This window comes from Marinobacter sp. H13 (assembly GCF_059072335.1).
In genome coordinates this window covers 72,207-97,047 of the sequence record NZ_JCACRU010000009.1, presented here as the reverse complement: position 1 = coordinate 97,047, position 24,841 = coordinate 72,207, and the positions used below count along the sequence as shown (strand labels likewise).

The window sequence follows — 24,841 nt, the reverse complement described above, 5'->3', positions numbered from 1 at the left end:
TTAAAGGTGAGCTGATAAGTTAACTTATGTAATGCGACAAGTCAAAACGAATTGGCGGTTCTGTGGAATACCCCTAAGGCCGCATGGGGAGCGGGCTTAGGAGGTGTGACCGAAAGTTAGGAATTTACGAAAGAAAATAAAAAAAGCTACGAGGCAAGTTTCAAATATAGTAAACTACGCTTGAAAACTTAGAAAAATTGAAACCTAAAACTATAATAATTCGTGTGAGAAAGTATTTAAAAGCGAGGCACAGCAAAAAAAATCGTGTCGCGGCGGAGAAGAAAAAAGAAGTAACGCAGCGCACCGCTAATTAAGAGTAGGATCGAATGACTGAAACATTTTCGCCAATCGAGACCGAGCTGGAGCAGTTGCTCGACCGTACGGAAGGCATTGACGAAACAACCAAAGAAGTGATGCTGCGTCACAACGGGTTCAACTGCAAACCCCGGGAAAAACTCGAAGACATTGCTAAAGATTTTGGGGTGACCAAAGAGGCCGTACGTCAGCGGTCCATCAAAGGTCTTGACCGGATTAACGACCTGATCAGAACCGATGAAAGCGCCTTCGAATCATTGAAGTCGGCCGTGTATGCAGGGCACTTCCTGGAAGCCTGTGCTCCTTGTAGCGAAGAGGACGCGCAACACATCCTTTATATGGAAGGGTGCACCGACAAGAAAGACATCGACATCGAAGCTCTCCTGTATATGCTGGAGCAGCTGACGGTCCAGGTCGGCGTTGAAGTTATCAAAGAGGGCAAGCGCCGATTTGTTGTTAAAACGACCAGCCCCAACGTGGTCAAAGACATTGTAAAAAAGGCCCGGGAAGAAGTGACAACCCTGGGCGCCAGCACCGTCAACAAGATCACTCAAGAGGTCGCGATCGGCCATAAACTGGCGTCGAACCAGACCCGATTGGTGGTTGCTGCCCTGGAAGCGCAGCCAGATTTCGTATGGCTAACCGGGGCTGATGACGAACGTGGAAACGGCTTCTTCCTGCTGAAGAAAGCCGGGCGCAACCCTGTTGAACTTCGCCTGCGCCGGATTTTCTCCGTGCGAAAGAAGTGCAACATGCGCTGGCTGCACTCCAAGATTGCCCGGTCGCGCAAGGCCATGAAGAATGAAGTGGATATTCCGCCCGAAGCCATTGCTCAGATCGGTGTGGAAAAAGGCATTTGCAAGCCGACGAAGAACCCAGAGATCTTCGAGCGTGCAATCAAGCTTGATCCAAAGCAGACCATGAAAGTCAGTATGGAATACCGCATCTGGGAGTTCCTGAAAAAGAATCCAGAATCCCGGGACAGCGATATCATGGCCGCTATCAAAGAGCGGGAAACTGACCGGTACAACATTCGGAGCAAGCTGAACTTCTCGGTGGTCATTCAGCGGGTATCCCACGGTGTGTACTCAGCTGTCACTGACGACTTCCCGCCTCTGCACGAGGTCAGGGCTGTTGGCGGTGAGGGTGCTGAAGAAGAAGTCGCAGCGGCCGGCTAACCAATCGCTTCAGTACGTTTCAGGGGGCTGTTTCAACAGCCCCTTTTCTTGTGTCCTTTTTATTTTCCGCAGAATTATCTCTTCCTTTCCAAAACTAGACTTTAAAGCCTGCCTGGGTGAACATGGTTCTGTCATTGCGGTGACAGGGCATACAGAACCAGCCCGAGTTCCCTCGACTCGAATTTCTGACTTGTAGACACTGATCGCCACGGCTTGTTGAGCACGCATCCCTATTCTCAGCGCAGTGGTTTAAGCGGGGGCCAATACTGCGAGGAGAATTCTATGCTGATTCACTCCAAGAGTGACTTCAATGCACTCGTAAAAGCCATCCGAGAGGATGTCGTCGCTACTTCCGGCAATAGCATTAAGCTAAGCTCCGTACGAGAAATTGTCGCCAGGGCCCTTAACCACAGATCTTCCAATGGCCTCATCGCTTCACTGCCCCAGCCTTTAATCCCCAAATTTGACGTCAAACTCAGCCAACTACTGAGTGAAGAGCACCGCATTGAATACGCAAAGCCACTGTGCTTTCTGCCATGGCCAAAAGGCACACAATTTACGGCCGATGAACTTCAAATCCTGCTCTCTGATTCCTCTGCCCTCCAGAAGATCCGATCTCTGGAAGAGCGATTTCAAGTGCCTGACAGACATTACGAGGAACCAGCGAGCTATTTCCGAAACCACGACAATAAAGCGCTAGTCAAATTGTCGCCTGATGGCAAAGGAGGTTGGATTGCCCCTTATGATTCATTGGCGCACCTGGCCGGGCTGGCGGCTGGGCGCTTGGGGGTCGTTTGCGGGAGGGGGCGGAATCCTACGCTAAGGCTTTGGCCAGCGATATTCTCCGGTGAGATTGATGTGTTCCCATCCGAGCGGCGAAACATGGGCCAAGAGATCGGGCGATAGCAGCTTTCCATCGCGTTTCTGGTTTGCAACGACCTCGCCGAGCTTCATGGTGTTCCAGAAGATGATGATGGCGGCGAGCAGATTCATGCCGGCGATGCGGTAATGCTGGCCTTCGGCGGAACGGTCGCGGATTTCACCGCGGCGGTGGAAGCTGATTGCCCGCTTCAGCGCATGATGAGCTTCGCCTTTGTTGAGCCCGATCTGGGCACGCCGTTGGAGTTCGGCATCCAGAATCCAGTCGATCATGAACAGGGTGCGCTCGACGCGACCGACTTCCCGCAGGGCTGTCGCGAGCTCGTTCTGCCGCGGATAGGAGGGGTCGTTTGCGGGAGGGGGCGGAATCCTACGCTAAGGCTTTGGCCAGCGATATTCTCCGGTGAGATTGATGTGTTCCCATCCGAGCGGCGAAACATGGGCCAAGAGATCGGGCGATAGCAGCTTTCCATCGCGTTTCTGGTTTGCAACGACCTCGCCGAGCTTCATGGTGTTCCAGAAGATGATGATGGCGGCGAGCAGATTCATGCCGGCGATGCGGTAATGCTGGCCTTCGGCGGAACGGTCGCGGATTTCACCGCGGCGGTGGAAGCTGATTGCCCGCTTCAGCGCATGATGAGCTTCGCCTTTGTTGAGCCCGATCTGGGCACGCCGTTGGAGTTCGGCATCCAGAATCCAGTCGATCATGAACAGGGTGCGCTCGACGCGACCGACTTCCCGCAGGGCTGTCGCGAGCTCGTTCTGCCGCGGATAGGAGGCGAGTTTCCGCAGAATCTGGCTTGGCGCGACGGTCCCGGCAGCAATGGTGGCGGCGATGCGCAGGATGTCGGGCCAATTGCGCTCGATCATGGCTTGGTTGACCTTTCCGCCGATCAACGCTCGCAGGTGCGCCGGGGCGGCCGACGGATTGAACGCGTAGAGCCGTTTGGATGGCAGGTCGCGGATGCGCGGAGCGAACCGGTAGCCGAGAATGGCACATGCGGCAAAGACGTGATCGGTGAAGCCGCCCGTGTCGGTGAACTGCTCGCGGATATGGCGTCCAGCATCGTTCATCAGCAGGCCATCGAGGATGTAAGGCGCTTCGCTTGCCGTTGCAGGAATCACCTGGGTTGCGAACGGCGCATATTGGTCGGAGACGTGGCTATAGGCTTTCAGGCCCGGGGTATTGCCATATTTCGCGTTGACCAGGTTCATGGCCTCACCTTGCTCTGTAGCGACGAAGAACTGTCCGTCGCTCGAAGCCGACGTGCCCATGCCCCAGAACCGGGCCATGGGTAACGCTGCCTGTGCCTCGACCACCATGGCCAGCGCCCGGTCATAGGCTTCGCCCTCGACATGCCACCGTCCAATGCGGATCAATTCCCAGAAGGTGTGGGTGTTTGTCGCATCCGCCATTTTGCGCAAGCCGAGGTTGATCCCTTCCGCCAAGATAACGTTCATTAGCCCGATCCGGTCAGCGCAGGGTGCTCCTGTGCGCAGATGGGTGAACGCTTCGGTGAAGCCGGTCGCCGCATCCACCTCCAGCAGGAGATCGGTGATGCGCGTGGGCGGGATCTGCTTGTAGAGATCGAGCACCAGATCTTCGGCGCCTGTCGGCGCGGCGGCTTCGAGTTTCTCGATATGCAGAACGCCGTTTTCAATCGACCCGCCCGGGATCGTGCCTGCGCGAGCGGCACGGCCAAGCTCGCGCAACCGCATGTCGAGGCGAGCTTGCCGGTCTGCCAGCCATTCCTCCGGCCGCAATGGCACAGCGAGACGACCGCCTTCCGCGATGGATTGTGCCGGAACGAGTGCGTGTTTCAGATCGCCATAGCGCCGGGACCTAGTAAGCCAGACATCTCCGGAGCGGAACGCATCGCGCAGATGGAACAGCACCGCGATCTCCCATAGGCGAGCGTCGCCAGCCCTCTGGGCCCGAAGGTGGCGATGCCATTTCGAGCTGGGCCGCAAGAAGCTGGTCATCGCGGCATCGTTCAAACCGGTACGAAGGGCCGTCACCGCTTCCAGAAGCGGCAGTGCAACGGGCGCAGCTCGCAGATCGAGCAGGCGCAACATGCGTGGAGCGTATCGGCGGAAGCGGTGATAACCGTCGAGCACATGATTGAGCGGATCGTCGGCCATGGTGGCGGTCAGCCTGGTTGCCATTGCAACAAGGGTTTTTAAGCCGTCCCACCCTGACCCACTCGCGATGACATCGCCCAGCGGCTGGCCATCATCCTGTGCATCGACCAGGGCGCCCCCGATCTCGGCGAAGGATTTCAGGGTGTCACGCACCACCCCCGCTTCGTCTGCGACCTTTGCATGGCAAATACGCTCCGAAGCACGGTAGAGACGGCCGACGATCCGGTCGTGGGTTTCGACCACTGCGTCGGCCAACATCGCCTGCCATTCCGAGACGCAAACAGCCAAGATCGCAAGCCGCCTGTCCTCCGGGAGATCGCGCATGCCGTCGGCATAATACCGTTCACCCTGCCTGCGCAGACGAGTCACCCGATGGGCAGGAACGCCGGCAAGCAGATCCTCGGGGAGATCGATGCGTTGCAGATATTCGAGCCGGTCGAGCAGCCGGTTGGCCGACGAAGAGTTCGAGCCAGGCTCGAACTGGCGCAGCCACACAAAACGGGTCACCCGATCATCAGCCGTCTCCTCGAGCAATGCCAGCAACTGTTCTCGGATCGACATAGGCAGCCGACTGGCGATCCTCGTCTCGATGCGTCGCTCGGCATCGACGAGAGCCGCGGCACAAAGCCGCTCGATCGTGGATGTCGCGGGAAGGACAGTGCGGGTGCGTCGGCACTCGGCTACGAAGCGACGGGCGATATCCTCGTTCGACACCGCCATCTCGGCTTCTCGGAACAACCATTCCTTCAGCTCGCTCGCACCACGTCCGGAGAAGGTGCGGAAGCCGTAGAGCCCCCGTAACTCGGCAAGATGCTCGTGCCGTGTTTCCTCGCGGGCAGCATAGTCTACGAGATCGTCGGCACCCAGGCCAAGCTGCGCTCCGATAAATTCGATGACCTCTGCAGGGATCAGTTCGCCTGGAGCCAGCACCCGGCCGGGATAGCGCAGGACACACAATTGCAGGGCGAAGCCGAACCTGTTGTGAGCGCGCCGACGCAGCCTGATATGCCCAAGGTCTTCATCACTCAGCGTATAGTGCTTGAGCAAATCCGTCTGTGAAGTCGGCAAGCGCAACAGCGCGTCTTTCTGCCGATCGGTTAGAGTGACGCGACGCGGCATACATGTTCCTTTTTCAAAATCTGATAGCGTTCAAGACGCTTTGTTTATGAAGCTGGTTGAGATACATTTCCAGAGGTCAATGCAATCGTGGCCGAAGCGCCGCCTCAAACCAACGTTTGTGATACATGCTGATCGGATATGCCCGCGTCTCCAAAGCCGATGGCTCGCAGTCTCTCGACCTGCAGCACGACGCCTTGCGCGCCGCAGGTGTCGAACGGGACAATATCGGCTCTGTTGCAAAGATTGGCGGCAGTCAGAGGTAGGCTGTCGCTCTGCGCCGATCAGGCGGCTGCTGCGAAATGGTGGTTGAGCATGCCCATGGCCTCCGTCAGCGCCGAGGGCCCAATGCCAAAAGCTCTCTCCACAAGGCGCACCTCGCCCCTGATGCCGGGCTGCAGGCACCAGGGGCGAGCCTGTCCTTTGCGCAGGGCTCGCATGACTTCGAATCCCTTGATCGTGGCATAGGCCGTGGGGATCGATTTGAAACCGCGCACCGGCTTGATCAGTATCTTGAGCTTTCCGTGATCGGCCTCGATCACGTTATTGAGATACTTCACCTGCCGGTGGGCCGTCTCCCGGTCCAGCTTTCCTTCGCGCTTCAATTCGGTGATCGCTGCACCATAGCTCGGCGCTTTGTCGGTATTGAGCGTGGCAGGCTTTTCCCAGTGCTTCAGGCCTCGCAGGGCCTTGCCCAGGAACCGCTTCGCTGCCTTGGCGCTGCGGGTCGGCGACAGGTAGAAATCGATCGTGTCGCCCCGCTTGTCGACTGCCCGGTACAGGTAGGTCCACTTGCCCCGCACCTTGACGTAGGTTTCATCCAGGCGCCAGCTCGGATCAAAGCCACGCCGCCAGAACCAGCGCAGCCGCTTCTCCATCTCCGGGGCGTAGCACTGGACCCAGCGATAGATCGTCGTATGGTCGACCGAAATGCCGCGTTCCGCCAGCATTTCCTCAAGGTCGCGATAGCTGATCGGATAGCGACAATACCAGCGCACCGCCCACAGGATCACATCACCCTGGAAATGGCGCCACTTGAAATCCGTCATCGTTCCGTCCGTCCAATCTCCGCCAAGCATGCTCAAGCTTCACGATTTTTGCAACAGAGCCCTTGACTGCACTGCACTGTGCAATGTATATTTTGGAGACTGCACGGTGCAGTGCAAACGAGGAGATAGAGCATGTCAGTCGTAAATTCCAGCGTCGCTTTGCCTGCTGAGGTCTCAAAGGACCGTTTCGCCAGGGGATCTGCTACATTCGCCGCAGTCACCGGCATTCCCACGGAGGCATACCTTGATGGATTTAAGGATAGCTCGCCTGATTTTGGTCGCTATGTGATTGAGTGGGTCTTCGGCGATGTATACAGCCGCACCGATTTGGATTTGAAAACCCGGGAACTCGTTATCATCGCAGCCGGCGCGGCGTTGGGCGCAACGGGAATTGATGTCATCAAATTTCATGTCCCCACTGCGGTACGCGCGGGTGCAACCCGAGACCAGATTTTCGGCGTTCTTACCCAGGTAGCGATTGTTGCAGGTGTTCCCACAGCAATCGCCGCAATTTCGGCGGCGGCACAAGTCTTGGGGCCACACTCTCAGGTCGCTGATGGTGCCAAGGCATGAATATCAGGTCCGAGGATCAGCTCAGCGGATTAGCGATAAGCCTAATGGCTGTCGCGTCCGCATTGACTGTGGCAAACGTGTACTTCAACCAGTCCATGTTGCCCGTGACGTGCTCCCCTGATTGTTACCAGTCAGAGGTAGAGTCCGGCTCCTACATGATGGTTAGTTGAGGTGATGGCAACCTGTCTGGGGGCATGCTCCCAGACAGGTTTACCGGCTTTCTCGGCGGGGGTTCTCCCGCCCAATTTCGAGTGCGGCCTTACGTGGTTGTAGTCATGCCGCCAGGCATCAAGCACGAACCGGGCATGCGGCAGCGACGTGAACAGCGTCTCGTTGAGGCATTCGTCGCGCAAGCGCCCGTTGAAGCTCTCGACGAAGCCGTTCTGCATTGGCTTGCCCGGGGCGATGTAGTGCCACTCGACCCGCCGCTCCTGCGACCAACGCAGGATGGCCGACGAGGTCAGCTCGGTGCCGTTGTCGCTGACAACTGTATGCGGCTTGCCGCGCATGCCGATCAGCCGCGTCAGCTCCCGCGCGACCCGCACGCCCGAGAGCGACGTGTCCGCCACCAGCGCCAGGCATTCCCGCGTGTAGTCGTCGACCACGCACAGGATGCGGAACCGCCGGCTGCAGGTCAGGGTATCGGAGACGAAGTCGAGCGACCAGCGCTGGTTCGGTCCATCCGGCAGCACCATCGGTGCCCTAGTGCCCAAGGCGCGCTTGCGGCCACCGCGGCGGCGTACCCGCAGGTTCTCTTCGCGATATACCCGCAACAGCTTCTTGTGGTTGGGCGTAATGCCCTCGCGCGCCAGCAGATAGCCCAGACGCCGATAGCCGAACCGGCGACGCTCCGCCGCCAGTTCGCGAAGACGCTGCCGCAGCGGACCATCGTCCGGCCGCGACGATCGATACCGGATCACCCGCCGGCTCACACCGACCAGGTTGCACGCCCGACGCTCGCTCAGCCCGTGGTGTTCACGAGCATGAGCGACGGCTTCCCGCTTAGCGCCGGGCGTTACCATTTTTTTGTGGCTAGATCCTTCAGCACCACGTTGTCCAGCATCGCCTCGGCCAGCAGCTTCTTCAGCTTCGCGTTCTCGTCCTCGAGTGCGCGCAGTCGCCGTGCCTCGGACACCTCCAGGCCGCCATACTTCGACTTCCATTTGTAGAACGTCGCCGAGCTGATCCCATGGCGGCGGCACACGTCCGCCGTCGCCATCCCAGCCTCCTGCTCCTTCAAGATCGCAATGATCTGCTCTTCGCTGAACCTGCTCCGCTTCATATCCGTCCGACTCCTTCGCGTCGGACTCTACTCAAAATCGGTCACATTTCAGGGGAGCACGTCACCCGCCATAGCGGCAGAATTTGGAACCAGTCCTCAAGAAGCGGGATCAATTGCGACGGTTTCTCAGCTTGGTTACGCGCTGGGCATCGTTCTAGTTGTTCCTCTCGGGGATCGAAATGAACCACGGTCGCTGGTTAGGTACCTCCTGGCTGGTGTCGCGCTAGCCCTCTTTGCCGCTTCGTTCTCACCCTCTCTTGGTGTCCTGGCCACTCTGAGCTTCGTGATCTGTATGGGTACATGTGTACCCCAAATCGTGTTACCGCTTGCAGCCGGTCTTACCCGGCCTGAGAGACGAGGACGAGTAATAGCAGCGGTACAGACCGGTCTCGTACTCGGCATCCTATTTTCCCGAATGCTCGCTGGCATAGGCGCCAATTCGCTGAGATGGCGGAACGTATACCTCATCGCTTCAATCCTAATGGTGATATCAGCGGTTATCCTTCCGGTTATATTACCCCGACGAAGGTCAGCAATTAAACCTATTCCTTATCTTTCACTTATTTCGTCGCTCTTGCACTTGTTCGGTAGAGAAAGAGACCTCCGCCTTTCTTGTCTTTTGGGTGCCGTCGTTTTTGCCGCGTTTTCGGCATTCTGGACGACAATCAGCTTCAAACTAGCGCAGGCCCCCTTCAACTTCGACTTAGCAGAAACCGGTCTGTTTGCGCTTTGGGGCGGCATTGGCGGCCTAGCCTCCCTTTTGGCAGGCGGACTTATATGTTAGTGGCCAATTAAAATGACCCACTACTGGCCATTAATATTTTGGGGTATTCGGATTAGCTGGTTGATTTTCTCTTTGGCGTGCAATCACAAATTACACTTTCCCAACGGAAAAACTGGTTGGCGAGGCCTGGAACAAATGCGTAAGGATTGTGGTACTAGAGAATTCATCGCGCATCCTTCTGTCTACCTCGAACGCTCCCTTAGCGCGAATTTGTCCGATGTGCCACTGACTGCTGACAACACTCGTATGGAGTTTTCAACCTAAACCCGGATTCGATGTTCCCGTAAGTACTGGGTGTGGTAACTATGCATCAGGAAATTTAGCGCTTGACCTTCCCACAATAGGAAGGTTTATCTTTCTGGAATATCATCAGGAGATGCTTGTGGAGAAGACGAATGATGCATACTCAAGACAAATTGAATCCGTCGGCTGTGACGGTGACAAGCTTTCCCATCGAAGGTATGAGTTGCGCTTCCTGCGTCGGGCGCGTGGAGGCTGAACTCAAGAAGGTCGAGGGCGTTGACACTGTTACGGTGAACCTGGTGACCGAACGTGCCGATATCCAGTCCGCTTCGCCACTCGACCGCGGATCACTCATCAACGCTATCGAGAAAGCTGGCTATTCGGTGCCTGCTGAGACCACAGAGCTTTCCATCGAAGGTATGACCTGCGCGTCCTGTGTCGGTCGCGTCGAAAAGGCGCTCAAGGCTGTGCCCGGCGTCACCAGTGCCGTTGTCAACCTTGCGACTGAAAGAGCCACGATCCAGGGCAGCGCCGATGCGACCGCCTTGGTGACGGCTATCGAGAACGCGGGATATGATGCCAGGGTAATCGCGGCTGCTACGGGTAGCAGTCGGGGCGAGACCGATGAGCGCACCGAGAAGAAGGACGCGGAACGCCGTGGACTGACACGTGATTTCACGATTGCAGCGGTGTTGACCGTGCCTGTCTTCATTCTGGAGATGGGCTCACACCTCATTCCTGGCATGCACGACCTGATTGCCTCAACGATCGGCATGGAGACGAATTGGTATCTCCAGTTCGTGTTGACAACCATCGTTCTGTTCGTGCCGGGCATCCGCTTTTACCACAAGGGGTTTCCGGCCCTCGGGCGGCTTGCCCCCGACATGAACTCCCTGGTCGCGGTCGGCACCATGGCAGCCTATGGCTATTCGCTCGTGGCGACCTTCGCGCCGGGGTTCCTGCCCGACGGAGCCGTCAACGTCTACTTTGAGGCCGCCGCTGTTATCGTCACTCTCATCCTGCTCGGCCGGTTGCTGGAGGCTCGCGCCAAGGGACGCACCTCCGAGGCGATCAAGCGCCTGGTCGGCCTTCAGGCCAAGATGGCCCGTGTGCGCAGGGACGGAAAGACGGTCGAGTTGCCGATCGATTCCGTCCTGTCGGGAGATATCGTCGAGGTTCGTCCCGGCGATCGCATCCCGGTGGATGGCGAACTCATCGAAGGCGAAAGCTATGTCGATGAATCGATGATCACCGGCGAGCCGATCCCCGTCTCCAAGACGAACGGCAGCGAGGTCGTGGCCGGAACGGTGAACCAGAAAGGCGCGTTCGCCATCCGTGCGACGGCTGTCGGCGGCAACACCGTTCTGTCGCAGATCATCCGCATGGTGGAAGAAGCGCAGGGGTCGAAGCTGCCGATTCAGGCGCTGGTCGACAAGGTGACGATGTATTTCGTGCCGGCGGTCTTCGCCGTGGCCGCGCTCACCTTCGCTGCATGGCTTTATTTCGGCCCGTCGCCCGCGCTCACTTTCGCGCTGGTCAACGCCGTTGCGGTCCTGATCATCGCCTGCCCTTGCGCCATGGGGCTGGCCACACCGACCTCGATCATGGTGGGCACCGGCCGCGGTGCCGAGCTGGGCGTGCTCTTCCGCAAGGGCGAAGCGCTGCAACTGCTCAAGGACGCCAAGGTCGTCGCCGTTGACAAGACGGGCACGTTGACGGAAGGCAAACCCGCCTTGACCGACCTGGAACTGGCTGCTGGATTCGAACGTGCAAACGTCCTGGGTCTGATCGCGGCCGTCGAGGCCAAGTCCGAACACCCGATCGCCCGTGCGATCGTGAACGCCGCCGCGGAGAACATCTCACTGCCGGACGTGTCGAACTTCGAATCGGTGACGGGTTTTGGCGTGAAGGCTGAGGCCGGTGGCAAGCGGGTCGAGATAGGTGCTGACCGCTACATGAGCGAACTCGGTCACGACGTGGCGGCGTTCTCCAAGGTCGCCAAACGCCTCGGCGACGAGGGTAAGTCTCCGCTCTATGCTGCGATAGAGGGCAAGCTTGCGGCGATTATCGCCGTTGCCGACCCGATCAAGGAAACGACGCCTGCTGCCATCAAGGCCCTGCACGATCTCGGGCTCAAGGTCGCGATGATCACCGGCGACAACGCCCACACGGCCAAGGCCATCGCGGCGCGACTCGGGATCGACGAGGTGGTGGCGGAAGTGCTACCGGACGGCAAGGTCGACGCGGTGCGCCGCCTTAAGGGAGAGCACGGCAAGGTGGCGTTCGTCGGTGATGGCATCAACGACGCTCCCGCTCTGGCCGAAGCGGATGTAGGTCTTGCCATTGGCACAGGTACGGACATTGCCATTGAAGCGGCTGATGTGGTGCTGATGTCGGGTAACCTGCAAGGTGTGCCAAAGGCGATCGCCTTGTCGAAGGCAACCATCGACAACATCCGACAAAATCTGTTCTGGGCGTTTGCCTACAACACGGCTTTGATTCCGGTCGCGGCAGGTGTGCTCTATCCGGCCTACGACATCCTGCTTTCGCCCGTCTTCGCTGCCGGCGCCATGGCACTGTCGTCGGTGTTTGTACTCGGCAATGCACTGAGATTGCGTCATTTCCGCTCACCCATGGGGACGGACGACAACGACGTGTCGCAGAGACAGGTGGAATTTGCACAAGCGAAATAAGGACAACCGAGCCTGCCACAGTGCAGGCTTGATGTTATCTGGAGAGGCATGGCTATGAATATTGGAAAGGCAGCGGAGGCATCGGGTGTATCGGCGAAGATGATCCGCTACTACGAATCGATCGGCTTGATTCCGGAAGCGTTGCGAACTGAAGCTGGATACAGGGATTACTCGGACAAGGATGTGCAAACCCTGCGCTTCATCCGGCGCGCACGGGATCTCGGGTTTTCGGTGGCGCAGATGAATAAACTGGTTGCGCTCTGGCGCGACCGGGGTCGTGCGAGCGCCGACGTCAAACGTCTTGCGCTTGAGCATGTCGCGGAGCTTGAGCTCAAGGCGCGCGAACTCCAGGAAATGAGCCGTGCACTCAAGCACCTGGCGGAAAACTGCCAGGGCGACGCTCGGCCGGACTGCCCGATTATCAGCGGTCTGGCCGGGGATGGCGTAGTGAAAGGAACGCCTAAGGGTGAGCGAGAACTTAATTCCACGCGCTTCGGGGCTATCGGGATTGAACCCAATTGCACGCAACGTCGCGGGAAAGAGAAGCGCTGACGCGTCTACTTCAGAAGCGGCGTCCTTGCCCTGACCTGAATGATTACCCGGCAAGGTGCTGATTATCGTACCCAGCCTCGCGGATGGCATCACTGATACGCGCCTCATTGACCTGGCTGCGCACGGTGACCTCGGCGTGTTCTATATCTGTAGATACTTCCGCCTGTGGGTCGATACTTTTAATGGCTTTTTCGACGGCGGATGTGCAGTGGCCACAGGTCATGCCGTTAACGTTGAATCGATACATATCGAACTCCTTCACAGAATCAGAGAATTGAGGAACCTGATCGTCCCAGCGACCAATCTAGTCTTTCCAACGCTGGTAAGGTCAACTGCGGAGCCTCAGACTTTGATTTGTCGAGTGCTCTGTGCCGACGGGCTGCCAAATGCACGGCTATTGATAAGACCTGGCCGATGCCGACAGTCTCTCTGTGCAAGGCATGCAAACGCAGCCTTGACCTTCCAACCATTGGAACGATTACCCTTTTGTGAAAAGTCAGCGCAACCGGTGTTCGGTAATCGCACTAAACACAAAGGAGTTAATCGATATCCACAGAGTCCCCTTCTCACTCAGGCAGACCAGAGCGCCCACTCGGTCTGGCCTTGGCCGTTATCGCCACCGCCCAGCTCATGGTGGTGCTTGACGATACGATCGCAAATATTGCGTTGCCAACACTCCAGAATGACCTCGGAATCTCGGCAGCGAACCTGCCTTGGGTGATCAATGCGTACATTCTCGCCTTTGGCGGATTGCTCCTGTTCGGTGGCAGGCTGGGCGATCTGTATGGACGTCGGCGTATGTTGCAGGTCGGCATGGCGATCTTTACGGTTGCATCGCTTCTCGTTGGCCTGGCCCAGGACACCGTGAGCATGATTGCCTCGCGCGGCCTCCAAGGGTTCGGCGCAGCATTGACAGCGCCCAATGCCCTGGCGTTGATCGCCACGACCTTTCCGGAAGGCAAGGAGCGCAACAAGGCCATGGCCGTCTACGGAGCAATGTCTGGCCTTGGCATTATTGCTGGATTGATTCTTGGAGGATTTCTGACAGGCCTGCTTGGCTGGCGTTGGGCGTTCTTCATCAATGTACCCATCGGTTTGGCGGTGCTCACTGGTTCGAGAACACTTGTCGAAGCGGAATTGCACAAGGGACGCCCCGACCTGACGGGAGCGCTTTCCAGCATCATCGGCATGGCAGCACTCGTCTATGGAATTACCCGTGGTGGTGAACATGGCTGGACCGATGGCATTACGCTCATTGCATTCGCCACTACGGCTATCCTGCTGCCGCTGTTCTTGGTTTTACAGTCGCGCAGCAGTGATCCACTTTTGCCGCTCCGCTTGTTCAAGGATCGCAACCGATCCGGTTCGTACCTGGCCATGCTGCTGCTGGGCTTCGGCCCCATGGGCATGATCTATTTGCTGACGCTCTATTTGCAGCACATCCTCAGCTATAGCCCGACCCTGACCGCCATGGCGTTTCTGCCCTTTGGGGTGGGTATCATCATTGGTGCTGTTGTCAGTTCAAAGCTTGTCATGCGCTTTACGCCGCGCGAGGTCGCAGCTCCGGCTGCGCTGGTCGCTAGCGCTGCATTGTTCTGGCTTTCGACCATCGGGCAACAACTCGACTATAGCTGGCACTTCATGCCAGCCGCCTTCCTCACCGCCTTCGGTTTCGTGGGAGCGGTCATTGCGCTGGCATTGACGGCCGTGAAGGGTGTGCAAGCACAGGAGACCGGCATCGCATCGGCGTTGTTCAACGCGTCGCAACAGATTGGTGTTGCGTTGGGGCTGGCTATCCTTTCGAGCATTTCTGTCTCCGTCACGGCCAGTCGGATGCCCGAGGCATTTGCTTCTCTGTATCGCGGTCGGGAAGTCGGCGATGCCGAACTGGTGCAGTCAGCCGGTGATGCGCTGATTCAGGGTTATGGCTTGGGACTTGCGGCGAGCGGGGTTGCTCTTGGCATCGCAGCCATCATCGTGGCCTTACTTGTCAACGCCAGGAAAGGACAGGTTTCCACACTTGGCGATAGTCCCTTGCATTGACCGGTTCTTCTTCCCTTTACGGCGCAGTCTGCCAAACCCGTACTGCGCCACACTGATGATTAATGGGAATCTGTCGCAATAGCTATGGAGCTTCCACCATGAGGAGAACACCGCATGACCGAAATGCCCGACAACATCCTGCACCTGCCTGAGTACCAGGTGCTGGGCTGCAAATCCACCGACGACGAAATGCACTTCCAGGTGGACGCGCCCGATCCCATCGCCTGCGAGGAATGCGGCGTGCAGGGTGAGTTCGTACGGTTCGGCAAGCGTGACGTTCCCTATCGTGATCTGCCCATCCACGGTAAGCGGGTCACTCTCTGGGTGGTCCGCCGCCGATACACCTGCCGGGCCTGCAAGACAACATTCAGGCCCCAGCTACCGGAGATGGTGGACGGATTCCGTATGACACTGCGGCTGCATGAGTACGTGGAGAAGGAATCCTTCAACCACCCCTACACCTTTGTGGCGGCACAGACCGGCCTGGACGAGAAGACGGTGCGCGACATCTTCAACGCCCGCGCCGAGTTCCTGGGGCGCTGGCACCGCTTCGAGACGCCCCGCATTCTGGGCATCGACGAGCTATACCTGAACAAGCGCTACCGCTGCATTCTGACCAACATTGAGGAGCGAACCCTGCTCGACCTGTTGGCCACCCGCCGCCAGGACGTGGTGACCAACTACCTGATGAAGCTGAAAGACCGGCAGAAGGTCGAGATCGTCAGCATGGACATGTGGAACCCCTACCGGGCAGCGGTCAAGGCTGTGCTGCCCCAGGCCCGTATCGTGGTCGATAAGTTCCATGTGGTGCGCATGGCGAACGATGCCCTGGAAAAGGTCCGCAAGGGCCTCAGAAAGGAGCTGAAACCCTCCCAGAGCCGGACTCTCAAGGGAGACCGGAAACTCCTGCTGAAACGCGCTCACGAAGTATCAGACCGGGAACGCCTCATTATGGAGACCTGGACTGGCGCATTCCCGCAACTGCTGGCCGCCTACGAGCACAAGGAGCGCTTCTACGGCATCTGGAATGCCACCACACGGCCACAGGCAGAAGCCGCCCTGGACGACTGGATAGCCACCATTCCGAAGGGCCAGAAGGAAGTCTGGAGCGATCTGGTCAGGGCTGTAGGCAACTGGCGCGAAGAGATCATGACTTACTTCGAGACGGACATGCCCGTCACCAACGCTTACACGGAGTCCATCAACCGACTGGCGAAGGACAAGAACCGTGAAGGGCGTGGTTACTCCTTCGAGGTGATGCGGGCACGAATGCTGTACACCACGAAGCACAAGAAGAAGCCCCCGACTGCAAAGGTCTCTCCGTTCCACAAGAAAACCATCGGTTACGGACTGCCGGACTTCGCAGAGGAACTCAACTACGGGGTCGATCTATCAACCATCTGAGGGTGGTATCAGGTTGGTGGGGTGAAGATGCCCAATCAACCATTAAATCCGTATACCCTAATTTTGACCCACCTCCGAGTGGCCGTCAGGCCATAGAACCAGCTACTGTCCCCCGCTTTTATCGATGGCCGGGGGCATGTCAGTGAAGGAGTGGGTTGTGATACACAAGATCAAGGCACTGCACGATAACGGCAAAGGGCTGTCGATCCGCGCCATCAGTCAGGAACTGGGCTTGTCCCGGAATACCGTTCGTAAATATTTGCGGATGGAGGTAGATGCGATTTCGGAACGGTTTGCAGATCCCTCGCGGAGCAAGCGCCTCGACGATCACCGGGATTACCTGGTGCATTTGCTCAAGCAATTTCCCAAGCTCAGCGCCGTCAAGATTGCCCGTAAGCTTCAGGCAAAGGTCGGCGACTTACCGGCCTCAGATCGCTCCATTCGCCGTTATGTGCGAGCACTCAAGGAGGAAGTGGCCTCGGCCCAGATGCGCTACTACGAACCCATTCTGGACGATGTGCCGGGTGTTCAGTGCCAGGTGGACCCCGGTGAGTTGCGCGGCGTGCTGATCGGTGGCGAAGAACGCACGCTGCATTTTGTGGTGTTCGTGCTGTCTTACTCGCGGTTGATGTACGTGGGCCTGGCCTTCCGCCCACTGGACACCCAGACCTTTATCCAACTCCATGACGAAGCCCTGCGTTACTTCGGTGGCCTGCCGGAGGAGTGCGTTTACGATCAGACCAAGCTGGTGGTAATCAACGAACAGTACCGGGAGTTGACCCTCAACCAACAGTTCCATGGATATGCCACCACGGCCGGGTTCCGGATCCATGCCTGCGAAGGCTACGACCCGGAGAGCAAGGGCAAGGTGGAAGCCGGCGTGAAGTACGTCAAGCAGGATTGCCTCTACGGTGAGGTCTTCCGGGATCACGAACACGTGCGTCAGCACGTGCAGGACTGGGTTGAAAGCGTGGCCAATGTCCGGATCCATGGCACTACCGGCGAACCACCCCGGGAACGCTTCGAACGGGATGAGCGAGAACATCTGGAGGCTTACCTGTCACCAGCTTGCGTGCAGCCTGTAGCCCACGAGACACGGCGGGCCGACAAGACCGGCCTGATCGCCTGGAAGGCCAACAAGTACTCTGTGCCCATGGCCTGGCAACAGGCCCGAGTGGGTGTTCTGGAGTCCGGCGGCCAACTCCACATCAGCGACCTGAACACAGGCGACGTCATCGCTAGCCATGCGCTGTGTTCAGACAAGGGCAAAGTGTTCAAGAACACCCATCACTACCGCGATCATGCCCAGCGGGTGACCACCCTTGAGAGCAAGATCAATGAGATGATCGGTAGCGAAATCGGGCAACGGTTGTGCCAGCAGCTCAAGTGTTCCGAGCCCAAGATCTACAAGGATCAGTTAGTGGCTACCCGTGATCTGCTCAAGCGCCATGCGCCGGTGGATCCGGTGTTGCTCACGACTCTCGCAGAGCGTCCCGGCATGACCGCCACACGGCTGCAAAGTTATCTGGAAGCAGCCCAGGCAGCTACGCTGCGGGAACGGCAGCCGGAACCGCTGCCAGAACCCAAGCAAGCACTGGATCTGAGTGCTTATCGCCGTATTGGCCACTCCAGTGGCCAGGGGGTGACCCATGAGCCAGCTTGAACAGACCGTGTCCCGTTACCGCAGTCTGCGCCTGAGCGCGGCCGCCGACGAACTGACCAACCTGCTGGCCGAGGCTGAAGCCAACGAGATGTCCTATCTGAGCTTCGCGGACCGGCTTGCCGAACACGAACTGATCCAGCGCCAGGACAAGCGTATCCGCCGGAACCGGAAGATGGCTGCGTTCCCCGCCGATAAGCGCCTGGAGGGCTTCGACTACCGGCACCAGACCACCATTACCAAACGTCAGGTAAATGCCTTGCTGGACTTCCAGTTCATCGACGAACGGAACAACCTGGTGTTCATCGGCCCGCCCGGTGTAGGCAAGACCCACCTGGCCATCGGCATTGGCTACAAAGCCGTGGAAGCCGGCTACCGGGTGTTGTTCCGCAACGCCCTGGATCTGGTGGAAGAACTGGAACTGGCCGAGATGAAAGGGGAACTGAAAAAGCGGGTCAGCCAGTTGGCCAAGTACGACCTGCTGATCATCGATGAGCTGGGCTACCTGCCCATGACCCGGCAGGCCCGCTACAACCTGTTCCAGTTGATCAACAGTCTGTACGAATACCGGTCCATCATCCTGACCACGAACAAGGACTTCACCAGTTGGGGCGAGTTCTTCCACGACGACAACGTGGCGGTGCCGATCATTGACCGGGTTATCCACCATTCACACATCTTTATGTTGGGAGGAGAAAGCTATCGACTGAAGCAGAAAGTTACAGGCTAGACTATGAAAGGTGGGTCAATTTTATTGGCCAAAGGTGGGTCAAAATAAATGGCCATTGACAACTTATAGATCGGTTTGGCTATGATAGGGTGAATGCATTCTCGATAGCGTTGACTGCATTCTCATTCATCATCGTATTAGCTCTTCGCGACAGTTATATCGCCTTGGTCGTCGGAGCTAATCTTGTAAGCTTCTCTCTTTCGACCGGTCAGATCGCAAATCAAGCCCGAATTTTTGCTATTGGCGAGGAAGTGCGCAGTCGCGTTAACACTGTTTATATGGCGTTCACATTCGCGGGGGGTGCCGTTGGAAGTGCCGCCGGGGGATTTATGTGGGCGTCTTGGTCTTGGGTGGGCGTATGTGCGTTCGCGTTGGGTTGCGCCTTGATCGCCGCAGTTGGCCTTGGATTGATGCGTCGAACTTTCGATCGCACGGTCGAAGGTTAAGCCAGCCGACAAAGGCTTTATCTACGGGTTATGGCGTCTACATAAAATAGCTGTAGCTGCCGACGTGAATAGATAAATGAGTGAAGGGTATGGAACCGGAAATAAATGACCTCTCCGTGGCGTTCTCTTTGCTACGGGAGGTCCTGGCCTTACTGGAGTCACCTCAATATGCCAAAGCGATCGAACATATCGAGTTGGCCATGCGAGCCCTGCGGCAACAAGAAAGCGCAAACCATTCATCTCGCGAAAGCGGGATGCAAAGCGTAGCTTGACACAGCAACCCTTTCTTCACGGCCATAAATTAGCCGTTTCCGCGTAGCAATTGATGCTCCTTGAGCTTACGGCCCCGCCTGTCGACTAAATCTGTCGGCCGTCTACTTGTCGGGCATTCCCCAATATTCGAAGTTGCCCGTCATCACCGCCACGATGCGACGCATTTCGAGGCGCAACAGCTCTGCCGCTTCTCGAGCTGCCGCCCCCTGATAGGGCGGATATTTGCCAGTCTGAACGGCAATGTTGAGAGCATGCGCGATCTGGTTGACGTTGTTCCCGATCGCGCGAACCTCACGAAACAGCAGCCGCAGTTCCTCGATTTCGGCCGTGTTCCACTGTGGTTGTCGCATCAAATGAACGATCGCCAACGAACGCAGCCAATTTGCCGGACTCGTCCCGCGCGAACGTGCCGCCTCGGCCAGTGCGGTGCGTTCTTCAGGCTTTAAACGAACCCCAACCTGCGTGCCGGTTCCAGCTCCTCTTGGCGCGGCTGGAGCGAGCCCCGTCGTCGCCTCGTAAACAAGGCGACGCAACGCGGCCGACGTGCCGCCGTCCGTTCCGCGGGCGTGCGCTTTAAAGGCCGCAGCCACGTCCGCCGGCACCCACGTTGATAAAAGCTCCTGTCCGTTCCGTCCGCTCATGGGGCCACTGTAATACACTGCTCCCATCAAACATATCCTGCCCTAGTCCCAAGACAAAGAACTTCGTTCTTCGCCTTGGTCCTCGTGGGCAAGAGGAGGGGAGGGGCTATGCGCTCGGTGATCTTGCACGGTGCAAGACTGCCTGTCAGCTCTTGGTGAGCTGGGCGTTCCAATCCTTTGCCGTCGGCCGCAACCTACCGAAGCCAGCGCAGACGGTTGCGGCCAGCTCGTGCAGGCGATCGGACAGCAACTCTCCACCCTTACCTTGATCTGTAGCCGCCACCAGCCGCGCCGTTCTCGGCAACAGCTCACGAAGCACGTCAGCGGTGCCCGGCCCGAAGCCACCGCCTGTCGAGATATAGGCCGTTCCGTCTGGCCATGTCTCCAAAGTTGCGAGGCTCAATGCATCGATCCAGCTTTCGGTCACGGCAATCCGCTGGGCGCTTGCCAACTCTCCGATCCAGAACAACGCCTTGTCGCCGCCCTTCGCGAACCCCTTGTACTGCGGTCCGCGCATCTCCCAGCCACAGGCACAGCCTGCACTATCGCGGTGGAGCGCCCACACTGTACCATAGATGCCTTCGCGCAGCAGGTCCGCACTCAACGCGCGTTCGATTGTCGCCGCTGGTAGACCGCGCTTACCAGTCAGATACGTCCACCCCTGGGATCCTGGCTTGAGCTGATGGGCGCGTGACCATGTCTTAGGTGCGTCGAGCGGTGTAGGCGGGCGCTTCTCCCGTTGGCTCGGTCGCATCTGGGGCGAAAGGCCGGCAAGGGGCCGAAGTGCTTTGCGAGCGTGGCCCAATGTGCCACCCCACAGGCGCTGAGCGAGAGCAAGAACGTCGCCGCGTGTGTCGTTGAGTGGATCGAACCAGCCTTTGCCCTCATGGGTTACGATGACAATCGCTGCGGAGCCGCCGCGATACTTCACGGCATGAGCGGTGCTCTCGGCCGCATCCAGCTCCCAACCGGCTTTCTCTAAGACCGCTCGGCAATCGACACGCGCGCGCAGATCGTCCAGCTCGTCGTCGTGCATCAGTCGTACCGCCAGTCAGATCGCCAGAACGCGAACGGCGGCATCATGCCAACGGTGGGGTCCATCTTTTCGGCGCAATAGCTGTAGCCGCCGAACAAGAGCGCTGCGACGAACGATATCAGCGCGGCCGACCCGGCGTCGGCCCATGCGCCCTGCCAGGCGAAGAAGACCGCAGCGCCAGCGCTTCCGATGATCGTGAACGAGAGCGGTAGGAGGATGAGCAGGCGCGCGAACGGAATTGTGAGGATAATGAGCCCCCAAAACAGGAAGCAGATCACCCCCCAGCATATCCGCACCACACCGAAGAGAAACCGTCCCGCCAGAGCGGCGGGACGGCGGATGGACAAGCTAGATCCTCTATCGGTCATAGCTGTCCGTCCTCCTGCTACTCGATGCGGACAATCCGCAGCTCGGAAGCCTCAACCTCCTCGATGCCGGTTGTATAGGAGACAAGCGCCCACCCCTCGCGCTCGCTGCGACGGTCCAGCACGAGCTGCCCAGTCTCACCATCGCCGACCTTCACAATAAAAACGGGCGTATCGATCTTGGTCGAGGTAGAAACCTGCGCTGCCTCCCGGCGCGCATCCCACTCCGCTTCGATTGACCGTTGCGGAGGGGCAGGGGGAGGGCTTGCACGGTGCAAAGGCTCCGAAGACTGGCGCGTCGGGGCAGGGGCGCGCTCTTCAACCTCCTGTGGTTTACCGTCGTGAACTGGGGGTAGAGCAGCGGAGGGAATCGGGGCAGGGGGCGGCGCTGGGATCACTAGATCCAAAACGATGCTGCCGGTCGGCTTGCCCGTGATGCTGCCGATGATCCGCCGCGCCTCGGTGATGGTGATGAAGGTTTCAGCGTCGGGCAGGGCGTCAATGATCTCCGCGGGCGTCTTACCCCACTGCCGGAATAGATCGTAGAGTGCCCGAATGTCGGCGTTATCGAGCCGTTCGCGCAACTCATCGGGGAACTTGCCGACCTGTTTGAACGCCGCGACCTGATAATCTTTCAGGTTGCAGATGGTGCCGATCTGCTTGTTGTTGTGGCCAGCCGCTGAAAGCTGTTCGATGGCTGTGGCAAGTTCATTGTTGCTCAGGTTCGCACGCTGCTGATTCTCGATCACCTGAGCAGCATAATCATCATCGCTCGCGGCCCGGACAATCGCTGGAATATCCGCAGCACCTGCGAGCTTAGAAGCACGATATCGGCGCGCACCGAATGCCAGCATATAGCGTCCATCCACCGGAGGCCGGACAACGATAGGCTGTACCACACCTTTGAGTTTGATAGACTCAGCCAGGCTCTCAAGCTCCGCCTGATCGAAGCTCCTACGCGGCTGGTTCGGGTCCTCGTCTATATCGGCAAGAAGGATACGGAGCGCTTCACCTTGCCCCTCACCGGTGGCAGCACGTAGGTTGCCGAAGGATGATGCTGCGAATGATGCGCGTGGCTTCGCGCTCTTGTTGTGTTGATTGCTCATTCGCCCAACTCCATCTTATGCGCGATCGTCGCAAAGACACCGCGGATTTCATCCCCCGCGTCGCGCGCGGATGCTCCTTTCATGTTCCACACGGGCTCACTCTCTCCTGCTGACCGGGAGTAGAGATCGCGCTTGGCAACAACACCTGGAAAAAGAAGCTTGCCGACTTCTCCAGCTAGGCTCTCGAATAGCTCACGTTCACGGCGGCTCTTGCGGTCGTAGATCGACGGCAAGAGCCCAAGAAAGAGGTGTGCGGGGCGCCGATAGTGTTGTGCAACACCCTTCATGGCACGCAGAAGCTCGGTCACACCTTGAATGGAATAATCGTTCATGCCGATCGGTGCGATCACGGCATCTGCCGCGAGCAAGGCACCGAAAGTCCGATTGGTAAGGGCTGGGGGCGTGTCGATCACGCATACATCGTAATCGTCGGCATTAAGCGTCAAGCTATCACGGAACGTTTCGATACAGTCGCGGCCAGCTCCCTCCACGCCCAGGAGATCGCGAGTCGAGCGTGTTACGGTCAGCGATCCGACACTTGGAATTTTCGTGGGCTCTTCGAACAAGCTGACGCTTTCGATGCGGCCGACATGCGCGCCTAGCGTTCTCGTGAGATTGGCTTGCTGGTCGAGGTCGATCACTAGAGTGCGTAGGTGTTCAGAAAAATACCATCCCGCATGAGCGACGATATTGGTCTTTCCGACACCGCCTTTCTCGTTCATGACTACTAGTGTTTTCATATTACGTCCCTGCATGGACTAACCGTCGTCACAGCGGTTGCCGCCGCTATGAAGCCGGGCCGACCCACCTGAGCCGACACGGTCACACTAAGTCTACGGCGTCGAAATGTCAACGTTTGTAAAGGCGCCCATGCTATTTATTTACTTCGTCTTGCACCGTGCAAGCCGTCTACCTTCTTGCACTGAGACAGCGCATCCTCATAGCGTTTGATGAGCGGGTGTGAACGCCAACCCTCATAAATCGGGCCGCAGGAACATGATTCGGATCGACGTTCATCATCTGCTGGCCTCCCTTACCTATCTCGCTGGCGCGCATAAGCATTTAGTCCTCATGCGACGCGAAGCCATTGAAAGCCAACGCTTCGGCTTGCTGGAAATCGATCGATTTCGTGAGATGCGCGAGTGTGCTAGCAGGCTTGGGGCCATTGCCACAGCACTTGATATGCCAGCCGCCCGAGCGGCTACCACAAGATTAATCTTTAATCTTGATAAAGTCGCGCCCTTTCACATTTGCCTCACCTCTGAACGGCTAACCCTTTTAGTCGACGAAATTACTATTCTGGCTCTGTTGCAAAAATCGTGAAGCTTGAGCATGCTTGGCGGAGATTGGACGGACGGAACGATGACGGATTTCAAGTGGCGCCATTTCCAGGGTGATGTGATCCTGTGGGCGGTGCGCTGGTATTGTCGCTATCCGATCAGCTATCGCGACCTTGAGGAAATGCTGGCGGAACGCGGCATTTCGGTCGACCATACGACGATCTATCGCTGGGTCCAGTGCTACGCCCCGGAGATGGAGAAGCGGCTGCGCTGGTTCTGGCGGCGTGGCTTTGATCCGAGCTGGCGCCTGGATGAAACCTACGTCAAGGTGCGGGGCAAGTGGACCTACCTGTACCGGGCAGTCGACAAGCGGGGCGACACGATCGATTTCTACCTGTCGCCGACCCGCAGCGCCAAGGCAGCGAAGCGGTTCCTGGGCAAGGCCCTGCGAGGCCTGAAGCACTGGGAAAAGCCTGCCACGCTCAATACCGACAAAGCGCCGAGCTATGGTGCAGCGATCACCGAATTGAAGCGCGAAGGAAAGCTGGACCGGGAGACGGCCCACCGGCAGGTGAAGTATCTCAATAACGTGATCGAGGCCGATCACGGAAAGCTCAAGATACTGATCAAGCCGGTGCGCGGTTTCAAATCGATCCCCACGGCCTATGCCACGATCAAGGGATTCGAAGTCATGCGAGCCCTGCGCAAAGGACAGGCTCGCCCCTGGTGCCTGCAGCCCGGCATCAGGGGCGAGGTGCGCCTTGTGGAGAGAGCTTTTGGCATTGGGCCCTCGGCGCTGACGGAGGCCATGGGCATGCTCAACCACCATTTCGCAGCAGCCGCCTGATCGGCGCAGAGCGACAGCCTACCTCTGACTGCCGCCAATCTTTGCAACAGAGCCCCCTCGACTATATGCGCGAAGGTGACACTCTCGTCGTTTGGAAGTTGGATCGCCTCGCACGTTCACTGACCCAACTCATCGAAACGGTCGAGAGTGTGGATCGGCGTGCAAAAAGGGCCCGGATAGCGGGGTGATCGGCGTCCAAAAGGG

At 58.2% G+C, this 24,841-nt stretch carries 22 protein-coding genes and 3 pseudogenes; 14 read left to right on the top strand and 11 right to left on the bottom strand.

Annotated elements, in window-relative coordinates:
• Positions 1-326 precede the first annotated feature (326 nt).
• The gene (locus AC5JQH_RS21935) at positions 327-1,493 is read left to right on the top strand and encodes a hypothetical protein (RefSeq protein ID WP_136631018.1); all 1,167 of its coding nucleotides are present in this window, start codon (positions 327-329) and stop codon (positions 1,491-1,493) included.
• A gap of 819 nt (positions 1,494-2,312) precedes the next feature.
• On the opposite strand, the pseudogene AC5JQH_RS21930 reads toward AC5JQH_RS21935, so the two are convergent.
• Positions 2,313-2,714: pseudogene (locus AC5JQH_RS21930) on the bottom strand (Tn3 family transposase); the annotation flags it as partial.
• A 33-nt stretch (positions 2,715-2,747) separates the two neighbouring features.
• Entirely contained in the window at positions 2,748-5,633 is a 2,886-nt protein-coding gene (locus AC5JQH_RS21925; protein ID WP_001138082.1) for a Tn3 family transposase, read from the bottom strand.
• Between the two features lie 125 nt (positions 5,634-5,758).
• Between AC5JQH_RS21925 and AC5JQH_RS21920 the strand changes: the two genes are divergently transcribed.
• On the top strand, positions 5,759-5,896 hold the full coding sequence (locus AC5JQH_RS21920) for a recombinase family protein (protein ID WP_395034770.1): 138 nt from the start codon (positions 5,759-5,761) through the stop codon (positions 5,894-5,896).
• Positions 5,897-5,914: 18 nt separating this feature from the next.
• Here the strand turns inward: AC5JQH_RS21920 and AC5JQH_RS21915 are convergent, their stop codons facing one another.
• The gene (locus tag AC5JQH_RS21915; protein ID WP_001389365.1) at positions 5,915-6,679 is read right to left on the bottom strand and encodes an IS6-like element IS6100 family transposase; all 765 of its coding nucleotides are present in this window, start codon (positions 6,677-6,679) and stop codon (positions 5,915-5,917) included.
• Positions 6,680-6,811: 132 nt separating this feature from the next.
• Between AC5JQH_RS21915 and AC5JQH_RS21910 the strand changes: the two genes are divergently transcribed.
• Positions 6,812-7,252 (top strand): carboxymuconolactone decarboxylase family protein, encoded by a 441-nt coding sequence (locus AC5JQH_RS21910; protein ID WP_008786759.1) that lies wholly within the window; start codon positions 6,812-6,814, stop codon positions 7,250-7,252.
• Between the two features lie 131 nt (positions 7,253-7,383).
• On the opposite strand, the gene AC5JQH_RS21905 is transcribed toward AC5JQH_RS21910, so the two are convergent.
• Positions 7,384-8,415, bottom strand: coding sequence for an IS3 family transposase (locus AC5JQH_RS21905; protein ID WP_011347539.1), 1,032 nt, complete (start codon positions 8,413-8,415; stop codon positions 7,384-7,386).
• Positions 8,382-8,471, bottom strand: a pseudogene (locus tag AC5JQH_RS21900) (transposase); the annotation flags it as partial. The gene AC5JQH_RS21905 and the pseudogene AC5JQH_RS21900, both read right to left, overlap by 34 nt.
• A gap of 28 nt (positions 8,472-8,499) precedes the next feature.
• On the opposite strand from AC5JQH_RS21900, the gene AC5JQH_RS21895 reads away from it, so the two are divergent.
• From AC5JQH_RS21895 to cueR, 3 genes and pseudogenes are all read left to right on the top strand, one after another.
• Positions 8,500-9,318, top strand: coding sequence for an MFS transporter (locus AC5JQH_RS21895; protein WP_493806023.1), 819 nt, complete (start codon positions 8,500-8,502; stop codon positions 9,316-9,318).
• Between the two features lie 395 nt (positions 9,319-9,713).
• Positions 9,714-12,254: a heavy metal translocating P-type ATPase gene (locus AC5JQH_RS21890; protein ID WP_198517597.1), complete on the top strand. Its 2,541-nt coding sequence runs from the start codon at positions 9,714-9,716 to the stop codon at positions 12,252-12,254.
• Positions 12,255-12,308: 54 nt separating this feature from the next.
• Positions 12,309-12,689: pseudogene (gene cueR, locus AC5JQH_RS21885) on the top strand (Cu(I)-responsive transcriptional regulator); the annotation flags it as partial.
• Positions 12,690-12,849: 160 nt separating this feature from the next.
• Here the strand turns inward: cueR and AC5JQH_RS21880 are convergent.
• Positions 12,850-13,053 (bottom strand): heavy-metal-associated domain-containing protein, encoded by a 204-nt coding sequence (locus AC5JQH_RS21880; protein WP_063977589.1) that lies wholly within the window; start codon positions 13,051-13,053, stop codon positions 12,850-12,852.
• Positions 13,054-13,409: 356 nt separating this feature from the next.
• Between AC5JQH_RS21880 and AC5JQH_RS21875 the strand changes: the two genes are divergently transcribed.
• The 5 genes from AC5JQH_RS21875 (at position 13,410) to AC5JQH_RS21855 (ending at position 19,089) form a co-directional block, all read left to right on the top strand.
• Complete coding sequence (locus AC5JQH_RS21875) at positions 13,410-14,849, top strand: MFS transporter (protein WP_333973341.1); 1,440 nt, start codon at positions 13,410-13,412, stop codon at positions 14,847-14,849.
• A 114-nt stretch (positions 14,850-14,963) separates the two neighbouring features.
• Positions 14,964-16,253: an ISL3 family transposase gene (locus tag AC5JQH_RS21870; RefSeq protein ID WP_286255801.1), complete on the top strand. Its 1,290-nt coding sequence runs from the start codon at positions 14,964-14,966 to the stop codon at positions 16,251-16,253.
• 157 nt (positions 16,254-16,410) lie between these two features.
• Entirely contained in the window at positions 16,411-17,916 is a 1,506-nt protein-coding gene (gene istA, locus AC5JQH_RS21865; RefSeq protein WP_493806022.1) for an IS21 family transposase, read from the top strand.
• Positions 17,903-18,643 (top strand): IS21-like element helper ATPase IstB, encoded by a 741-nt coding sequence (gene istB / locus AC5JQH_RS21860; RefSeq protein ID WP_493806021.1) that lies wholly within the window; start codon positions 17,903-17,905, stop codon positions 18,641-18,643. The genes istA and istB overlap by 14 nt, the downstream gene beginning before the upstream one ends.
• 65 nt (positions 18,644-18,708) lie before the next feature.
• Positions 18,709-19,089 carry an MFS transporter gene (locus tag AC5JQH_RS21855; protein ID WP_493806230.1) on the top strand — a complete coding sequence of 127 codons (381 nt, stop codon included), beginning with the start codon at positions 18,709-18,711 and terminating at the stop codon, positions 19,087-19,089.
• A gap of 374 nt (positions 19,090-19,463) precedes the next feature.
• Here AC5JQH_RS21855 and AC5JQH_RS21850 read toward each other — a convergent pair whose 3' ends face one another.
• From AC5JQH_RS21850 to AC5JQH_RS21830, 5 genes are all read right to left on the bottom strand, one after another.
• Complete coding sequence (locus AC5JQH_RS21850; protein ID WP_493806020.1) at positions 19,464-20,003, bottom strand: MobC family plasmid mobilization relaxosome protein; 540 nt, start codon at positions 20,001-20,003, stop codon at positions 19,464-19,466.
• A 145-nt stretch (positions 20,004-20,148) separates the two neighbouring features.
• Positions 20,149-21,039, bottom strand: coding sequence for a DUF3991 and TOPRIM domain-containing protein (locus tag AC5JQH_RS21845; RefSeq protein WP_060733914.1), 891 nt, complete (start codon positions 21,037-21,039; stop codon positions 20,149-20,151).
• The gene (locus AC5JQH_RS21840) at positions 21,039-21,386 is read right to left on the bottom strand and encodes a hypothetical protein (RefSeq protein ID WP_150126603.1); all 348 of its coding nucleotides are present in this window, start codon (positions 21,384-21,386) and stop codon (positions 21,039-21,041) included. Before AC5JQH_RS21840 ends, AC5JQH_RS21845 begins: the two co-directional genes overlap by 1 nt.
• A gap of 38 nt (positions 21,387-21,424) precedes the next feature.
• Entirely contained in the window at positions 21,425-22,510 is a 1,086-nt protein-coding gene (locus tag AC5JQH_RS21835) for a ParB/RepB/Spo0J family partition protein (RefSeq protein ID WP_060733916.1), read from the bottom strand.
• A complete protein-coding gene (locus AC5JQH_RS21830; protein ID WP_063812563.1) occupies positions 22,507-23,250 on the bottom strand; it encodes a ParA family protein in 744 nt (247 codons plus the stop codon). The genes AC5JQH_RS21835 and AC5JQH_RS21830 overlap by 4 nt, the downstream gene beginning before the upstream one ends.
• A 220-nt stretch (positions 23,251-23,470) precedes the next feature.
• Here AC5JQH_RS21830 and AC5JQH_RS21825 point away from each other — a divergent pair, with 220 nt between their 5' ends.
• Genes AC5JQH_RS21825 through AC5JQH_RS21815 form a run of 3 tightly spaced genes read left to right on the top strand, consistent with a single transcriptional unit; the run spans position 23,471 to position 24,825 of the window.
• Positions 23,471-23,833, top strand: coding sequence for a hypothetical protein (locus AC5JQH_RS21825; protein WP_333911836.1), 363 nt, complete (start codon positions 23,471-23,473; stop codon positions 23,831-23,833).
• A 39-nt stretch (positions 23,834-23,872) separates the two neighbouring features.
• Positions 23,873-24,637 carry an IS6-like element IS6100 family transposase gene (locus AC5JQH_RS21820; RefSeq protein WP_001389365.1) on the top strand — a complete coding sequence of 255 codons (765 nt, stop codon included), beginning with the start codon at positions 23,873-23,875 and terminating at the stop codon, positions 24,635-24,637.
• 41 nt (positions 24,638-24,678) lie between these two features.
• Positions 24,679-24,825, top strand: coding sequence for a recombinase family protein (locus tag AC5JQH_RS21815; RefSeq protein ID WP_411246028.1), 147 nt, complete (start codon positions 24,679-24,681; stop codon positions 24,823-24,825).
• The last annotated feature ends 16 nt before the right edge of the window (positions 24,826-24,841 follow it).

What these genes read in the sequence shown, in the direction of transcription:
- AC5JQH_RS21935 (WP_136631018.1), top strand. Translation starts at nt 327, where the DNA reads ATGACTGAAACATTTTCGCCAATCGAGACCGAGCTGGAGCAGTTGCTC.
- AC5JQH_RS21925 (WP_001138082.1), bottom strand. Translation starts at nt 5,633, where the DNA reads ATGCCGCGTCGCGTCACTCTAACCGATCGGCAGAAAGACGCGCTGTTG.
- AC5JQH_RS21920 (WP_395034770.1), top strand. Translation starts at nt 5,759, where the DNA reads ATGCTGATCGGATATGCCCGCGTCTCCAAAGCCGATGGCTCGCAGTCT.
- AC5JQH_RS21915 (WP_001389365.1), bottom strand. Translation starts at nt 6,679, where the DNA reads ATGACGGATTTCAAGTGGCGCCATTTCCAGGGTGATGTGATCCTGTGG.
- AC5JQH_RS21910 (WP_008786759.1), top strand. Translation starts at nt 6,812, where the DNA reads ATGTCAGTCGTAAATTCCAGCGTCGCTTTGCCTGCTGAGGTCTCAAAG.
- AC5JQH_RS21905 (WP_011347539.1), bottom strand. Translation starts at nt 8,415, where the DNA reads ATGGAAGTCGAAGTATGGCGGCCTGGAGGTGTCCGAGGCACGGCGACT.
- AC5JQH_RS21895 (WP_493806023.1), top strand. Translation starts at nt 8,500, where the DNA reads ATGATCTGCTCTTCGCTGAACCTGCTCCGCTTCATATCCGTCCGACTC.
- AC5JQH_RS21890 (WP_198517597.1), top strand. Translation starts at nt 9,714, where the DNA reads ATGATGCATACTCAAGACAAATTGAATCCGTCGGCTGTGACGGTGACA.
- AC5JQH_RS21880 (WP_063977589.1), bottom strand. Translation starts at nt 13,053, where the DNA reads ATGTATCGATTCAACGTTAACGGCATGACCTGTGGCCACTGCACATCC.
- AC5JQH_RS21870 (WP_286255801.1), top strand. Translation starts at nt 14,964, where the DNA reads ATGACCGAAATGCCCGACAACATCCTGCACCTGCCTGAGTACCAGGTG.
- istB (WP_493806021.1), top strand. Translation starts at nt 17,903, where the DNA reads ATGAGCCAGCTTGAACAGACCGTGTCCCGTTACCGCAGTCTGCGCCTG.
- AC5JQH_RS21850 (WP_493806020.1), bottom strand. Translation starts at nt 20,003, where the DNA reads ATGAGCGGACGGAACGGACAGGAGCTTTTATCAACGTGGGTGCCGGCG.
- AC5JQH_RS21845 (WP_060733914.1), bottom strand. Translation starts at nt 21,039, where the DNA reads ATGCACGACGACGAGCTGGACGATCTGCGCGCGCGTGTCGATTGCCGA.
- AC5JQH_RS21835 (WP_060733916.1), bottom strand. Translation starts at nt 22,510, where the DNA reads ATGAGCAATCAACACAACAAGAGCGCGAAGCCACGCGCATCATTCGCA.
- AC5JQH_RS21830 (WP_063812563.1), bottom strand. Translation starts at nt 23,250, where the DNA reads ATGAAAACACTAGTAGTCATGAACGAGAAAGGCGGTGTCGGAAAGACC.
- AC5JQH_RS21820 (WP_001389365.1), top strand. Translation starts at nt 23,873, where the DNA reads ATGACGGATTTCAAGTGGCGCCATTTCCAGGGTGATGTGATCCTGTGG.